A 14,824-nucleotide genomic window follows, 5' to 3' on the forward strand; every position below is an offset into this window, starting at 1 on the left:
TATTAGACTTTTCTAATATATCAATCTATACTTTAGCGGTATTTTAAGAATATAGAGTAGTGTGATTATGAACATCGATTTTGCGGCTATGGCCGACAATGTGGAACAAGCAGAGCAAATGCTAAAGATATTGGCGAATAAAAATCGTTTGATGATCTTATGTTCGCTGCAAGATGGTGAAATGAGCGTGAGCGAATTAAACGAAGCTGTGCCATTGGCGCAGTCAGCATTATCGCAACACTTAGCGGCGCTGAGAAAAGTTCAGATAGTTGCTACTCGACGTGAAAGCCAAACTATCTATTATCGCGTGGTCGATAAAAGTGTTATGGCAATTCTTGAAACCCTTCATGGTTTATTTTGCAAAAGGTAGTTAAGCAATGAATGCTATCGATAATGCAGTAAAAAACAGCTTGAGCGGCCGCCTCCCCGTCATTATTTTTATTATGTCGGTGCTGCTTGGTTTAATGGCATTAAAGCAAACCCCTCGTGAAGAAGAGCCGCAAATTGTGGTTCCTATGCTTGATATATATGTGGCAGCGCCAAACGTCGAAGCGCCAGAAGTAGCTAGGCTAGTAACTGAACCATTGGAGAAGTTATTAGCGCAATTGACGGGCGTTGAGCATATTTACTCGACTACACAAAGTAATGCTGCGGTTGTCACTCTTCGCTTTGAAGTTGGTCACGACCGTGAGCAAGCCATCCTCGACACTTACGCTAAACTCTATAGCTATCAACACACGATGGCGTCAGTGATCAGCTCATGGCAAATACGTCCGGTTGAAGTGAACGATGTACCCATTGTGATGCTGGGCTTATTTAGTAAAGATCCAAAACTTTACGATGACTATCAACTAACCCGCTTTGCTAACGAAATCGCTAACAGTTTACAGCGCATCGAAAATACCAGCGAAGTGAAAGTGATTGCAGGTAGAACTCGTCAATTAACGATTAACCTTGATGCAAGTGCCCTTGCTGCACATCAAACAACCCTTACTGATGTGTATTATGCGCTTAGCGTATCTAACCAATTAGTGAATGTGGGCAGCGTTGTTGAGGGTAAGCAGCAAATCGCCTTACAAGTGGGTGATGTTTTACGCTCTCAATCTGCGATTGAACGGCTTGTTGTCAATGTGGTTAATGGTAAGAGTGTTTACCTAAGTGATGTCGCCGAGGTGAGTGATGGGCCAAGCGAAGCACAAAGTTATCAATGGTTGGCTAAATCAGATAATCAGCAACAACTTCCTTTAGTCACAATTAGTGTCGCTAAACAAGCAGGTACCAATGCGGTAGCTGTAGCCAATGAAGTGCACAGCATGATGGATAGCTTATCGGCTAATCTACTACCAGATGAACTGGGCTACACCGTACTGCGTGACTATGGCCAAACCGCGAATGAAAAAGTAAATAACCTTACATCGAGCTTAGTGTTTGCGGTATTTACCGTGGTTATTTTTGTTGGCGTATTTTTAGGTTGGCGACCAGCGATTGTTGTGGGGCTAGCGGTACCTATTTGCTACGGCATCACCCTGACACTTGATTTTGCCTTTGGCTATACGATTAACCGAGTCACGCTGTTTGCATTAATACTTTCTTTAGGTCTATTGGTTGATGATCCCATTACTGGGATAGACAACATAAGTCGCTTTTTAACAAAAAAAGGCGATAAAAAACAACGCATAGTTGATGCCATGAGCGAAATTCGTGTGGCGCTGTTTATGTCTACATTGACCATTATGGTGGCATTTATCCCACTTGCGTTTATCACCGGCATGATGGGGCCGTATATGGCACCGATGGCATTCAATGTGCCGGTCAGTGTGATGGTTTCAACCATAGTGGCATTTTTTGTTACGCCATGGTTAGCCATGAAATTACTTAAAGCGCCAGTCGATGACAGCATGCAACTAGAAGCTAACCCGCATAGTTTATACGAGCGCATGTTATCGCCATTACTTGAGTCTAAAGGCCGCGCCAAACTCGTTCTATGGACCACATTAGCTTTGTTTATCGCCAGTGCCATGTTACCCGTAATGCGTGCAGTGCCTCTAAAGCTATTACCGTTTGATAATAAAAACGAGTTGCAAGTTTTAATTGATATGCCAGAAGGCACAAGCCTTGAGCAAACCGCCGCTTTCACTCGACAAGTACAAACCATCACTTGGCAATTAAGTGAAGTAAGCGAGGCGGCAGCCTACGTTGGTCAGCCATCAAGCATGGACTTTAATGGCATGGTGCGTGGCTATTATCGACGTGAAGCTGCTAATTTAGCTGAGCTCAGAGTATTACTGCTCGATAAAACTGAGCGTGATCATCAATCTCATGGCGTGGTCATGCGCTTGCGAGCGGCATTAGCGCCACTGGCAACCGATGGCATTGTAATTAAAGTGGTTGAAGTGCCACCAGGTCCGCCGGTTTTAAGTACCTTAGTGGCCGAAGTTTACAGTGAGCCATTTGTTGATACAGGCACTCACTATCAAGCAGCCCTTGCCGTTGCAGCAAGGTTAAAACAAGAGCCGCATGTGGTTGAGGTTGATACTAGTATTGCTGCCAATGCGCCGTTACAACGTTTTGTTACTGATAAAAGTAAAGCATCATTGTCGGCGGTGTCTACGCAAGATATTGCCCAGACCTTAGCCATTGCCTCGCATGGGCAAAATGTTGGGGTGTTATATGTTAGCGGCGAAACAGATCCTGTCGATATTAAACTGCAACTACCATATCAAGACCGTAACCAATTTGCTCAATTGCTGGCATTACAAGTGCGTGGCGATAGGGAGCTTGCAAAAACCAGTGACGAATTTGGGCTGCAAAGTGCACCGCGGCCGCTGGTGGCGCTATCTGAGTTAGGTGAATTTCAGCATCAAGAGGTTGCCAAGCCAATTATGCGTAAAGATCAGCGTAATGTTGTATATGTTATGGCTGAGCTAAATGGTCGTACACCCGCTGAAATTATTGCTGACGTTAATGCCGACTTAGGCATCAGCGCTGACGAATTTAGCCAAACAGATTGGCAAAGTAGGCATTTTTTCAACAATGGTGGTGGCCAAGCTTGGCAATTACCTGCTGGCACTGACGTGACCTTTAGTGGTGAAGGTGAATGGCGAATTACCATTGATGTATTCAGAGATATGGGGATTGCCTTTGCGTTTGCGCTCACTGCAATTTTCATCATCTTACGCATTCAAACAAACTCTGCGAGTTTGTCACTGATCATCATGTCGGCTATTCCATTAACCGTAATAGGGATCATGCCGGGCTTTTGGCTATTAAATCAATTTGGAAAGCGCAGCATTGCTGGTGCTCCAGAGCCGGTGTTATTCACTGCAACAGCCATGATTGGCATGATTGCACTTGCCGGTATTGTGGTTCGTAACTCACTTATTTTAGTTGAGTTTATTAATCAAGCTCGCGGCCAAGGTATGGCAATTAAACAGGCTTTAATCGCCGCAGGCACCGTGCGTATGCGCCCTGTGTTACTGACTGCGGGAACCACCTTATTAGGTAACTTAGTGATCACCCTAGACCCAGTATTTAGCGGTCTAGCGATCGCAATTATTTTTGGTATTGTGGCATCAACATTGTTCTCATTATTTGTTGTGCCGCTGGTTTATTATTTAGTGTTTGCAAAGGATGCAGCCAAAGAGGAACAAGCTCATGCAGGGTAAATCAAAACTTATTGGTTCAATTGTCGCGTTATCAGTGATTATTGTGGCGGTACTTTACATGGCAGGCAGTTTTTCTGATAAGCAAGCTGCAGGCATGAAAAACCCATCGGCAAATGATTACACTGGCCAGTTAGTGACAGTGACACTGGCAAATATTGCTCGTGATGAAGTTGTACCGGGCACCGTGATTGCAAAACAAAATACGCAAATCTCTTCTCGTGTAATGGCACAAGTTGAGCGTTTAAATGTACGCGCTGGCGATACTGTAAAACAAGGTGACGTGCTAATTACCTTGCAGCAAGATGACTTTAAAGCAGGGCTTGCTCAAAGCGAAGCACAAATAAATGCTATTAATGCATCGCTGACTCAAGCTGAGAAACAACTAAAGCGTATTAACGATTTATACAAGCAAGGCTTGGTATCTGTTAGTGAATACGACGATGCAAAAGCAAGGTTCGATAATTTAACGGCGAACCTTGCGATTGCTAAGCAGCAGCAAACACAAGCGCAAGTTGCACTGAGTTTTACGCAAATTAAAGCGCCGATTTCAGGTGTCGTGGTTGAGCGTTTTGCAGAGCCTGGCGATACAGCAACTCCTGGCACGCCATTACTCGCACTGTATAACCCACAACAATTGCAATTAGCATTTAATGTCAGAGAACAACAAGCAATTAAGTTGAATGTTGGTCAAACTCTAACGGTTAAACTACCTGCTTTATCTACGTCAATGCCTGCCACAGTGACAGAAATTGTGCCTGTTGCTGATAGTGCTGCGCGTAGTATGGAAATCCGTTTAGAAACAGATGCGCAAACTGGATTAATGCCTGGGCTTTATGCGCAATTACAATTACCGCTCGCCACTGAAAAAGGGGTGTTGATTGAGTCAAGCTGGGTACATCAATATGGCCAATTGAGTATGGTCTATTTACTTGAAAATAATCAGATAGTGCGCCGCTATGTGCGCCTTGGCGAAATGGTCAATGGACAGCAGCACATCGTTTCAGGTTTAAACCCGGGTGATGTGCTGGCTGTTGATTATTAATTTTCCAAGTTTTGATTTAGCATGGGGCTTTAACGGAAGCTATCTTTTCGCCTTGGGTGTCATAATAATGTTTTTCACAATACTGATTCTCCCAGCCGCCAGAGCCCCCACCAAAAATTGGTGTACTACCGCCGCCATCTATAGGTGTTTTAGGTGAGTAAGATAGGTGTTGATCTAGTGCCTCTTCAAGGCAAGTAGAAATGCTTTTCACTCCTGGTTTACTTAGTTGAGAGAGCGTATACCCTTCGAATTTAGTAAACAATGGATTTAATTCGACATCTAACCCTCTAAATTCTTTTATCCATTTTATATTAAATACCACTTTATAGTCTGTGCTTGCTGGTACATCAGAGTTGTTAGATAAATCAACTGTAGAATTGAATTTACGCGATACTTTTTTCCAACTACCTTGATAAGAAAATCCTGCAGCGAATAGTGAAAAGCCAAGTGAATCCATTTCATCGGTTAAGAAGAAAGATTCAGGGTTATTAAAATCGTTGTGAGCTTTTTCATTTAGCTTTGTTTGTAAATCTGAAGCTGTTCTTCCTCCATATGCTGCATTAACTGCGCTTTTTATGTATGAAGGGCATGTTTCAGAATTAGCTTCGTTGATTGACATAAAGCTATTCATGTTGCCGGATGAGCTTCGTACAGGTTGTTGTTTAATTTGCGCTTTAGCTTCTTCTATAAAAGTGGAAAAATTTTTATCTGTGATTTTGACCTTGTTTATAACTGATAAGTCATTACTTGTTGGTGAGGCGTTATGAATATAATTTTCCAGATTAAAAGCTGGTAAGCCTTGGTTGTGATAACCAATTAAAAAAACAAAATGGTTATCGCTTTTTGTATCAGCAATTATTACTTTTTTTTCGTCGGCATAACAAGCTTCATTTCCAAAAGTCATTTCTTGATTGGGATTAGATGACTCACAACGCATATGTGGTGATTCTTGATTTGCATAGTACTTTGCTTCGCTATAACTACAGCTTTCACACAAATGTAGAGTAATATCTTTTTCTACAGCAGCACATACAGAAGTGCTTGCCAGTGTAAAAAATAAAGCATAAAAATAGATTCGTTTCATCGTAGCTCCTTGCTTTGATTTAATACTTTGTTGTATATGTTGTTAACATTTGGTTATCAATATTTAAACATTAAGTTTTTTTAGTTACATGTCAATCAAATAAAGGTCGCTATTTCGTCTAGCGACTTTTTCACTAAGGCATGCTCAGGGATGGTTGCATCTGTGCCTGGGTAGCCTGCAATAAGTAGCATATAAGGGCGCTCATTATCTTTATCACGGCCACAAATTTCGGTTAAAAAACTCATTGGTTTTGGTGTATGCGTAAGGGTTGCAAGGCCAGCTCTGTGTAGTGCTTGAATTAAAAAGCCGGTTGCTAGGCCAACAGATTCATGAACATAGTAATTGGTATTTTTGTCATCGGCAGAAATACCGCCTTTCTTTTGACTAAACACGGCAATTAGCCAAGGCGCATGCTCAAGGTAGGGCTTACTGGCATCTGTGCCAAGTGGTTTTAAGGCATCTAACCATTCTTCACCCGCGCGACCTTCATAAAATGAGCGCTCTAGTTTTTCAGCGGCTTCTCGAATTTGTTTTTTCACATCGCTGCTGTGTATTGCTACAAAGTGCCAAGGTTGATGATTGGCACCGCTCGGTGCAGTGCCAGCCGCTCTAATACAGGTTTCGATTATTTCTTTTGGCACTGGGCGGTCGCTAAAGCTGCGAATACTGTGGCGACGCTGACTCACGGCTAAAAACTCTTCGGCGCGTTTTAGCATCTCGTCATGAGGGTACTCAATAAAGTCATTGAGTGGCTGATTTTTGTGTTCTTGCATGGCTTTTCGCTTCTTGTGTGTTGATGATTTTAATTATGAATATGTTGGTTTCGGCGGTACTCTTTTAACTCATTGCTCAACCAATTTTTTGCATTGAGTAACGACCCATTGCTGAGTCTTACTTTATAGGGCTTACCGCTCCATGAGCTTTTACTCGCCAGATTCTCGATAAATTTTTCTGCAGTTTTTGCATAGCGGGTCGCTTTTCGATACTTCATAGCAAGGTGTTCGGCAGCATCTTGGCTTGAGTGCTCTGTGCCGTTGCGAATAAATACGGCATCGCTTTTAGCAACAAAATCAATAAGGTGATTTATCTCTTGTTCGGGGGTGGCTGCATCACTGAATTGGCTAATGCTCAATAATATTAACGCGATAAACCAATATCCTCTCATTGTTACTTTCACTGTACTTTTTGCTCTATGGTTAGGGTTGCAATTATTGGATTATGATCTGAGCTTACAAGCTCAGGCACTATGGTTGTCCCTATTTTGACGCCGCGCACCCATACTTGGTCAAGTGCTAATCCAAATGCTTTGGTGCGTTTATCATTTAAATAAATAGCTTCGTGTAAACCTAGCTGGGTTAATTTTTGCTGTAATAAGGCTCGGCGCTCATCACTCCAGGTATTGAGATCACCGGCAAATACGATTGGGCCTTTATGCGTTCGCATAATAGCGGCGGCATCGTCTAGCTGTTGTTTAAAGTCACTAACGCCAATCGTAAAGTTAATGGCATGAAGGTTAATACTCAGTAATAACTGTTGTTCAGGCAGCGCATACTCCACAATATTGGTGGCTTTTGGGCTACGTAGCCAAGGTTCTTTATGGGTGAGTGTACAATGCACAGTAGCTGGCCAGCGGCTGAGTGTCATAACCCCTGATTGCACGCCGCCACTCTTATACCCTTTAGCAAAGCGCCAATAGGGTTTGAGCTTTGTAAGCGCAGGCTCTTCGATAGCTTCTTGTAGTAACACAATATCAGCATCGGCATTTAGCTTTTGCAAATCTGTGAGTAAGCCATCTATTTGTGCTTTGTAGATATTCCAACTCAATAACTTGAACTGATAGGGCAAAATATAATGTTCAGCATAAGTTTGCATGCGGCTTTGCGCTAATTGCTGTTGGCAATTAGCAAGGTTCACAGCGGTTTTGGTTATACCTTGTTGCTCATCAGAGCTAGGATCGCTTGAAAAGCTATACCAAGACAGCACACTCAAACACACAAGTAATAAAAATATACGCAGGTATGCCGTCATAATGACCTTTAGTTACTTTTCTCAAGAGTTAGTCGTCGATAGCCCCAGTTTAGTTCAAAGGCTAAATGTTAGAAACTGTAGTATTTCCTACAATTTCTATACGCTTTCTTACCCAAAATGAGTACTCATATTCTTATACTTACTGAGCTTAACAACTCAGACAAAGGAACTACTCATGAAACAAATGGCCTGTATGCTGCTTGCCTTATCGGTGACAGCGTGTTCATCAGTCACCATAGTGCCAGAAAAAACAACCAATAAATTAGCCACTAAAGCTGATTACCAAGATAGCCGCCCATTCTTTTTGTGGGGCCTCGTTGGTGAAGAACGCGTTGATGTAAAGGCTATTTGCCAAGATAAAAAAGTTGCCCAAATGCAATCGCAACAAACATTCGCTGATGGCGCATTAGGACTCGTTACACTCGGAATTTATGCTCCTCACACAGTAAAAGTATGGTGTGAGCAACAAGCACAGGAGCAACAACTATGAAAAGCCTACTAGTAACAACAGTGTTAGTAGCAACCTTAAGTGGTTGCACAAATATCTACTTTGATAATGGCAGTGCTGCACAAGCCAATAAAGCGCCTGCAACAGAGCAATGGCATCATAACTTTGCCGCAGCGCTTTACGAAGGTTCAAAGCCTGTCGACTTATCTGAGGAGTGTCCTGATTCCGAATGGCAAACCGTTCACACTTATAAGTCGTTCACCAATGGCTTAGCTGAAGTTGCAGTAAACCAAGTTGGGCCTATTTGGTACCCGAAAACAGTTGAAATAAGCTGCGCTCAAGTACCTTATAAGCCAGACTAGTTATTCATAACGCAGCGCATCAATTGGGTTTAAGCGTGCCGCTTTAATAGCGGGAGCTAAGCCAAATACAATACCAATCAATGAAGTAAAGCCAAATGACAGCATAATCGCCCAACCCGGTATGTAGGCATCTGGCATGCTCGGCACTGATAACGAAATCAGTGCCGCAGCACCATAACCAATCGCTAAACCAATTAAACCACCAAACAGTGATAGCACCACCGCTTCAACTAAAAATTGCAGCATAATAAAGCCAGGTGTTGCCCCTAATGCTTTCAATGTGCCGATCACACGCGTACGTTCTGTTACGGAAACCAGCATGATATTCATCACTCCGATACCACCAACTACCAGGCTGATACCCACTATCCCCGCGGTAATTGCGGTAGCACTACCAGTAAACTTATCGATATTAGCACGGGCTTTTTCGGCTGTTTCAAATTCAAAGTCGTCATCTTCACCGTCTTTTAATTTATGTAATTGGCGTAAGATACGGCGAATTTTAGCCAGTACTTGCGCTTCGTTAGCATCGTCTTTCAAACGAAACATCATTTGTACATTGGTATCAACACTGCCGCCTTCTAGCGCACTCATGGTACTTATTGGAATATTAATGTAATCGTCTTGGTCAAAACCTAATAAACTACCTTGTTTTTCAGCAACACCAATAATGCGAAACCACTCACCACCGAGTTTGATATATTCACCTACAGGGTTTTCTGGCAGGTTAAGCTTTTCGATAATTGAAGGGCCAATAAACGCCACTCTACGGCGTTTTGCATCATCTTCTGCGCGAATAAATCGGCCGAGTTCTGGGTAGGTGCGGTACGCTTTTTGGTAGTCTTGCTCTGTGCCCATTACCCGTGAAGCATGGCTTTTATTGCCATACTCTGCTGCACCCGAAAAGCGCCAAGTAAACATCAGTGCAGTAAAGGTTTCGGCTTCTTTCACGCGTGCTTTTAGGGTTAAAAAGTCGCTGTAGGTTAACTTTGCTTGTTGACCTACCATTTCTTTTTCTACGCTAGTGTAAGGCTTTATATTGGTGACATCAGGAGACATATCAGCAAGCTGATCATTAATTTGCTTGGTAAACCCTTGCATCACTGCCACCACGGTCACAACCGCTGCAACACCAATAATAATGCCTAAGCAGGTAAGGGCACTACGCATCGCATTGGCTTTAATTGCCATCAGTGCGGCTTTTGTACCTTCCATTACAGCGATAGCAGATTTAAACATGTTGTCTTGTTCCTTCACCTTTACGGGTATCACTAACAACCTTGCCATCAACTAAACGAATAACCCGTTGGCAGTGATCAGCAATATCTTGTTCATGAGTAACCAAAATAATGGTGTGCCCTTCGTTATGAAGCTCATCAAACAGCGCCATGATTTCAGTGGTGGTTTTACTATCTAGGTTACCGGTAGGCTCATCACCAAGTAGAATATGGGGCTTAGTAACCAGTGCGCGAGCTATAGCGACACGTTGACGTTGGCCACCAGAAAGCTGGCTCGAAAGGTGGTTTACCTTATCGCCAAGACCAACCCGTTGTAATGATTCGAGCGCTTGTTGCTTTCGCTCTTTGGCTGAGATAAATCGATACACTAAAGGCTGCATGACATTTTCAAGGGCGGATGCTCTTGGTAACAAGTTAAAGCTTTGAAAAATAAAACCAACACTTTCATTACGCTGATGAGCAAGCTCCGTTTCGGTCATGCGCTTTACTAGCTTATCTTTTAAATAGTAGTCACCACTGCTGGGAGTATCTAAACAGCCAAGCAAGTTCATCAGGGTTGATTTACCTGAACCGGAAGGACCAATAATGGCCACATACTCATTTTGAGCAATTTCAATATTAATATCATCAAGGGCTTTGAAAACTTGTTCGCCCATTTTGTATTGTTTATTGATATTACTGAGTTTGATCACCGCAGACATTAGCTAGCACCTTTTTCAGGGCTGTTTTTAACGGCTACCATATCACCCTCTTTTAGTGAGCTAAGTGGTCTAGCTGGGCCGATAACAATACGATCTCCTTTTGCAACACCGCTGGTTAGTGCTTGTTCGATATCTGAAGAAATACCTACCGTAACAGCTGTTTTAGTTACTGTGTTATCAGCGTTAAGCTTCCAGACAAAGTAGCTATCATCCTCTTTTTGAATGGCTTCGATGGGGAGTTTTAAGCCATTTTCGGCAATGCTCGTGGCGATTTCTGCGCGGCAACTCATTCCGGCATATAGCTGGCGGTCAGTGGCATCAAGCAGTACTTTGACTTTAAATGATAAGCCCTGAGAACCGGCTTGATTTTTTGCTGATGTGCCAATGTTTATGACTTTGCCAGTGAAAGGTTGATTTGGGTAAGCGGCGGCATAGATATCTGCATGTTGGTCTAATTTGATACCGGCAATATCGGTCTCATCCACTCGAAGCTCGGCTAATATTGCGCTTGGATCTGCTACTAACATCAAGTCTGAGCCAATAATGTTAGTTGTTCCCGCAATAACCGTTTCACCTTCTTTAATATTTACCGAAGCAAGTAGGCCACTCATTGGAGCGCGAAACACGCTTTTATTTAAACGGTCTTCAGCAATCAATAACGATGCTTGGGCTTGGTTGTAAGCTTCACGTTTTGCTTCAATATCTATTTTTGCTAAATCGCGGGCATTTTGTAGGTTTTCATATACCTCTTGGCCTGCAAGGCCAACTTCATAAAGCTCTTTTTGGCGGCTTAATTGACGCTCGATATTTTTCAATCGGGTTTCGCTATGCTTAATATCGATTTCGGTCGCGCGAAGCACGGCCTTGTTGCGTGCAACTTCAGATTCAAACGCGGTCGTATCTAGGCGCATAAGAATATCGCCCTCAGTGACACTTTCACCTTCCTCTACAAACACTTTCGCTACACGGCCAGTCACTTCTGAGCGCAGTTGCACTTGGGTGTTAAAGACTAGGTTGCCAGAGGCTAAAATTGAATCGGCAATATTGCCTTGTTCAACTTCTGCAATATGCATTTCTGGTGCATCTTTATTGCCTGTGACTTGTTTTGAAATCAGTAAAGCGACAAATGCCGTAACAGCGAGGCCAATAATAATGGCTTTTTTCATGTTACTTCCTTGGTAGTTAAGAGCGGCATATTGCCGCTCAAAGCAAAATTAAACGAGCGCGATTACAGTCCAAATACCGTAAATAACAATACTTGGTAGAGCTGCAAACAGTAGCGCTTTATTGAAAGTGAAATTAGTCCAGCTCTTCAAACCGATCGCAGCGATAAAAATGCCCCAAATAGAAAAGATATTGAGACTTTCAAGTAAGGTGTAAAATGGGTGGCCAATTTCTAAACCAATTAAAAGTTGGTTAATCGAAGAGTAGTTCATTAGCGTTTGTGAAATTTGGTTAGTGCTTGCTGTAAGCACTAAGATTAAAAAGCCTAAGTAATAAATAATCAAAGGCATCATGGCCCACACACCAAAGCCATACCACGCACCATAACCGTAGTTAGCTTCTGGATCTTGCTTAGATACAAATAGGTAGTAACCTGCCATTAGGGCATTAATAACAGCCAAACCAATGATGCCACCAAACATAGCAAACCAAACTTGCAAATCTATGGTTTGCTCCATGCTTTGGCGAATCATTTTTTGTTCTGCAATGGTGGCATCAACACTGGCTGCAGCCACTTGTTGATCGATTAAAAACTGCGGGTCAGCTTTATTGTAAAAAGCAAACATGCTGGCAGCGAGGATGCCGGCTAGTAAAATAAAGGCAACAAAAGACCAACCTTTTGCTTCTTTTAAGCCATTAAAGGCTTTGCTCGGGCTGATAAAAATATCAACCAATGCGATCATGACATTTGATGATTTCATTTTTTATTCCTTGTTTTATAACATTTGTTTTTAGGTACTAAAATATCCTGTTTAGTAACAAATTAGCAATTTGTTTTGTAACTGTATGTTAACAGCTGTGATTAGTAAATCTGTGATATGGTTAAAAGATTAATTTGAGTCGAATTTATTAGGAATAGTAGGTCGTTATGGTGAATAGCAATGGTCGTTGTATTGATGAGTTGGTATTAGGGTTCTGGCGCTTGCTAGATTGGCAGATAACGCCACAGCAATGCTTAAGTTTTTTAGAAAATGCAATCGATATGGGAGTTTCACATACTGATCATGCTGACATCTACGGTGAATACGGTTGTGAAGCCGAATTTGGTAAAGCACTTAAACTAAAACCAAGTATTCGTGATGAAATCAAAATAATCACTAAATGTGGTATTAAGCCTGCGTTTGCAAGCCTAGGATTACAAGGCAAAGCAAACCATTATGATTCAAGTGCCGCGCATATAATTGCCTCAGCACAGCAGTCACTTAAAAACTTCAACACTGATCGTTTAGATGTATTACTTATCCATCGCCCTGATTACTTAATGAATGCTGATGAAATGGCACAAGCATTTAATACCCTAAAAGCAAATGGTGACGTGATTGATTTTGGTGTATCTAATTTCACCCCATCGCAATTTAGCTTGTTGCAGTCGCGTTTAGACTTTGAGCTTGTGACTAATCAAATTGAGTTTTCACCTTACGAAATGAAAGCCCTTGATGATGGTAGCTTAGACCAATGCCAATTGCTCGATATCAAACCTATGCTTTGGTCACCATTAGCTGGGGGTCGTATATTCTCAAGTGATGATGAAAAAGCGGTGCGTTTACGTGCAGTGTTGGAGCAGGTTGGTGCTGAAATTGGCGCCACAGCTATTGATCAAGTTGTTTATGCTTGGCTGTTAATGCACCCAAGTGCACCGTCTGTGGTACTTGGTACGGGGAATATTGAGCGTGTTAAATCAGCTGTTGAAGCTAAGCAGCTTACAATGAACCGTGAACAATGGTATCGCATTTGGCAAGGCTCAACCGGGCATAGTGTGCCTTAGAAGTTTGGCTGTTGGGGCATTGTGATTGATATGCCCCAGCTAATGTGATTTATTCACATTCTCATGAATTAATGGAAGGAATAAATTTTTCTTTTTCTAAGATTTGAATAAGGCTTCTCATAAGATAATTGTTCATAAAGCTGACGTAATAAGTTCGGCCTCCTTCTTTTAATGGGCGAATAAATCCAGAATCTTTCATTTTAGAAATGAGGTGGGTTTTTTGTCTGCTCGTTAAACCTTCTAATCCTTCATCAAGTTCATTAGCTTTGAATTTCTGTTTTAATATTCCTATACTCAATACTTTAGCTTCTTCCCTGTTTAAGTAGCCTTTCTCAGCTCCTAACTTAATAGTGGGTACAAGAATACTTTTGTAGAGAAATTCGAAATCCAATAGCTTATTTACTTTTGTTACCTCTTCTAAAATACCTGAAAGTACGTACTCACACCAATTTAATAGTCCTTCATCAGTTCCTAAGTCAGCTTCTGAAAGGTATTCATAATATTTATCTCTATCATTACAAAAAACAGCCGTAGGATTTATAATCTTCCCATCTTTGACATTGAATCCATATTTGATCATTAAAGCATAGGTAAGTAACCTTACTACTCTACCATTTCCATTACCGAAGGGGTGGATCCAAGTGAATCTATGATGTGCAATAGCTGTCTTAAGTAAATCATATTTATCAGCACTTGTTTGATTTATGAATTCAATTAGCTCATCCATATATCCTTGGACTTGAATTTGATCTGGTGGCGTGTGATTTGATTGAGATATTTCTACATTCCAAGTTCTGTAAGCTCCTGGAGTGCGATCACCTTCATCAGTCAATTCTCCAACTACAAGTTGATGTAGTTGCTTAATAAAATGATGTGTTAACTTTGTTCCACCACTTATACTTTCTTCTATGAAATCCATTGCAGCTTCTACATTGGCAATTTCTGAAAATCGCTCATTCGACCTTTCTTTTTTTTCTATTTTTCTTTCTATGTATTCAGATATTGTAGTTCTGTTTCCCTCGATTCTTGCTGAACCAACACTCTCTAAAATATGGAAAATATGCTTAAGTTGGAAAAAAATCCAAGGAGCTGTTGTACCTTGTAATTTCAACTTTCTTAGGTGGTTCAATTCTATTAAAGAGTCCGTTAGGTCAGAATCAAAGCTAGGACTAACAAGTCTTAACTTAAATTCATTTTGATCTTTCATTATTTACACCTTTTAAATTTAAATTATTGTATTTTAACAATAAAGGTAGGTTTTTTGTTG

General features: G+C 41.6%; 15 protein-coding genes. 6 read left to right on the forward strand and 9 right to left on the reverse strand.

What is annotated here, in order from left to right; translation table 11 throughout:
- Window positions 1–67 precede the first annotated feature (67 nt).
- From HUS62_RS06345 to HUS62_RS06355, 3 genes are read left to right on the forward strand one after another with little or no spacing between them, the layout of a single operon-like run.
- On the forward strand, window positions 68–370 hold the full coding sequence (locus HUS62_RS06345) for a metalloregulator ArsR/SmtB family transcription factor (protein ID WP_062564815.1): 303 nt from the start codon (window positions 68–70) through the stop codon (window positions 368–370).
- 7 nt (window positions 371–377) lie between these two features.
- Window positions 378–3,665, forward strand: a complete 3,288-nt coding sequence (locus HUS62_RS06350) for an efflux RND transporter permease subunit (RefSeq protein WP_175078918.1) — start codon at window positions 378–380, stop codon at window positions 3,663–3,665.
- A complete protein-coding gene (locus HUS62_RS06355; protein WP_175078919.1) occupies window positions 3,655–4,707 on the forward strand; it encodes an efflux RND transporter periplasmic adaptor subunit in 1,053 nt (350 codons plus the stop codon). Before HUS62_RS06350 ends, HUS62_RS06355 begins: the two co-directional genes overlap by 11 nt.
- 16 nt (window positions 4,708–4,723) lie before the next feature.
- Here HUS62_RS06355 and HUS62_RS06360 read toward each other — a convergent pair whose 3' ends face one another.
- From HUS62_RS06360 to HUS62_RS06375, 4 genes are all read right to left on the reverse strand, one after another.
- Entirely contained in the window at window positions 4,724–5,791 is a 1,068-nt protein-coding gene (locus HUS62_RS06360) for a hypothetical protein (RefSeq protein WP_175078920.1), read from the reverse strand.
- Between the two features lie 95 nt (window positions 5,792–5,886).
- A complete protein-coding gene (locus tag HUS62_RS06365; RefSeq protein ID WP_055198623.1) occupies window positions 5,887–6,564 on the reverse strand; it encodes a nitroreductase family protein in 678 nt (225 codons plus the stop codon).
- 29 nt (window positions 6,565–6,593) lie between these two features.
- Window positions 6,594–6,968: a DUF5329 domain-containing protein gene (locus HUS62_RS06370; protein WP_282658453.1), complete on the reverse strand. Its 375-nt coding sequence runs from the start codon at window positions 6,966–6,968 to the stop codon at window positions 6,594–6,596.
- The gene (locus HUS62_RS06375; protein ID WP_175078921.1) at window positions 6,965–7,819 is read right to left on the reverse strand and encodes an endonuclease/exonuclease/phosphatase family protein; all 855 of its coding nucleotides are present in this window, start codon (window positions 7,817–7,819) and stop codon (window positions 6,965–6,967) included. Before HUS62_RS06375 ends, HUS62_RS06370 begins: the two co-directional genes overlap by 4 nt.
- A gap of 175 nt (window positions 7,820–7,994) precedes the next feature.
- Here HUS62_RS06375 and HUS62_RS06380 point away from each other — a divergent pair, with 175 nt between their 5' ends.
- Entirely contained in the window at window positions 7,995–8,309 is a 315-nt protein-coding gene (locus tag HUS62_RS06380; RefSeq protein ID WP_054554401.1) for a Bor family protein, read from the forward strand.
- Entirely contained in the window at window positions 8,306–8,629 is a 324-nt protein-coding gene (locus tag HUS62_RS06385) for a Bor/Iss family lipoprotein (RefSeq protein WP_054562825.1), read from the forward strand. The genes HUS62_RS06380 and HUS62_RS06385 overlap by 4 nt, the downstream gene beginning before the upstream one ends.
- Here the strand turns inward: HUS62_RS06385 and HUS62_RS06390 are convergent, their stop codons facing one another.
- The 4 genes from HUS62_RS06390 to HUS62_RS06405 are packed head-to-tail and all read right to left on the reverse strand — an operon-like array spanning window position 8,630 to window position 12,493.
- Window positions 8,630–9,868 carry an ABC transporter permease gene (locus HUS62_RS06390; protein WP_175078922.1) on the reverse strand — a complete coding sequence of 413 codons (1,239 nt, stop codon included), beginning with the start codon at window positions 9,866–9,868 and terminating at the stop codon, window positions 8,630–8,632. It abuts the gene before it with no gap.
- A complete protein-coding gene (locus HUS62_RS06395) occupies window positions 9,861–10,568 on the reverse strand; it encodes an ABC transporter ATP-binding protein (protein ID WP_175078923.1) in 708 nt (235 codons plus the stop codon). The genes HUS62_RS06390 and HUS62_RS06395 overlap by 8 nt, the downstream gene beginning before the upstream one ends.
- A complete protein-coding gene (locus tag HUS62_RS06400) occupies window positions 10,568–11,734 on the reverse strand; it encodes an efflux RND transporter periplasmic adaptor subunit (RefSeq protein WP_175078924.1) in 1,167 nt (388 codons plus the stop codon). The genes HUS62_RS06395 and HUS62_RS06400 overlap by 1 nt, the downstream gene beginning before the upstream one ends.
- 48 nt (window positions 11,735–11,782) lie before the next feature.
- Window positions 11,783–12,493 (reverse strand): YIP1 family protein, encoded by a 711-nt coding sequence (locus HUS62_RS06405; protein ID WP_175078925.1) that lies wholly within the window; start codon window positions 12,491–12,493, stop codon window positions 11,783–11,785.
- A gap of 170 nt (window positions 12,494–12,663) precedes the next feature.
- On the opposite strand from HUS62_RS06405, the gene HUS62_RS06410 reads away from it, so the two are divergent.
- Window positions 12,664–13,557 carry an aldo/keto reductase gene (locus tag HUS62_RS06410; protein WP_175078934.1) on the forward strand — a complete coding sequence of 298 codons (894 nt, stop codon included), beginning with the start codon at window positions 12,664–12,666 and terminating at the stop codon, window positions 13,555–13,557.
- Window positions 13,558–13,618: 61 nt separating this feature from the next.
- Here the strand turns inward: HUS62_RS06410 and HUS62_RS06415 are convergent, their stop codons facing one another.
- Window positions 13,619–14,764, reverse strand: a complete 1,146-nt coding sequence (locus HUS62_RS06415) for a Fic family protein (protein WP_175078926.1) — start codon at window positions 14,762–14,764, stop codon at window positions 13,619–13,621.
- Window positions 14,765–14,824: the final 60 nt, after the last annotated feature.

This window comes from Pseudoalteromonas sp. 0303, from assembly GCF_013349995.1.
Lineage (GTDB): Bacteria > Pseudomonadota > Gammaproteobacteria > Enterobacterales > Alteromonadaceae > Pseudoalteromonas.

Coding starts and splice junctions, on each gene's coding strand:
- HUS62_RS06400 (WP_175078924.1), bottom strand. CDS start 11,734: ATGAAAAAAGCCATTATTATTGGCCTCGCTGTTACGGCATTTGTCGCT.
- HUS62_RS06405 (WP_175078925.1), bottom strand. CDS start 12,493: ATGAAATCATCAAATGTCATGATCGCATTGGTTGATATTTTTATCAGC.
- HUS62_RS06380 (WP_054554401.1), top strand. CDS start 7,995: ATGAAACAAATGGCCTGTATGCTGCTTGCCTTATCGGTGACAGCGTGT.
- HUS62_RS06415 (WP_175078926.1), bottom strand. CDS start 14,764: ATGAAAGATCAAAATGAATTTAAGTTAAGACTTGTTAGTCCTAGCTTT.
- HUS62_RS06390 (WP_175078922.1), bottom strand. CDS start 9,868: ATGTTTAAATCTGCTATCGCTGTAATGGAAGGTACAAAAGCCGCACTG.
- HUS62_RS06345 (WP_062564815.1), top strand. CDS start 68: ATGAACATCGATTTTGCGGCTATGGCCGACAATGTGGAACAAGCAGAG.
- HUS62_RS06385 (WP_054562825.1), top strand. CDS start 8,306: ATGAAAAGCCTACTAGTAACAACAGTGTTAGTAGCAACCTTAAGTGGT.
- HUS62_RS06395 (WP_175078923.1), bottom strand. CDS start 10,568: ATGTCTGCGGTGATCAAACTCAGTAATATCAATAAACAATACAAAATG.
- HUS62_RS06355 (WP_175078919.1), top strand. CDS start 3,655: ATGCAGGGTAAATCAAAACTTATTGGTTCAATTGTCGCGTTATCAGTG.
- HUS62_RS06350 (WP_175078918.1), top strand. CDS start 378: ATGAATGCTATCGATAATGCAGTAAAAAACAGCTTGAGCGGCCGCCTC.
- HUS62_RS06375 (WP_175078921.1), bottom strand. CDS start 7,819: ATGACGGCATACCTGCGTATATTTTTATTACTTGTGTGTTTGAGTGTG.
- HUS62_RS06360 (WP_175078920.1), bottom strand. CDS start 5,791: ATGAAACGAATCTATTTTTATGCTTTATTTTTTACACTGGCAAGCACT.
- HUS62_RS06365 (WP_055198623.1), bottom strand. CDS start 6,564: ATGCAAGAACACAAAAATCAGCCACTCAATGACTTTATTGAGTACCCT.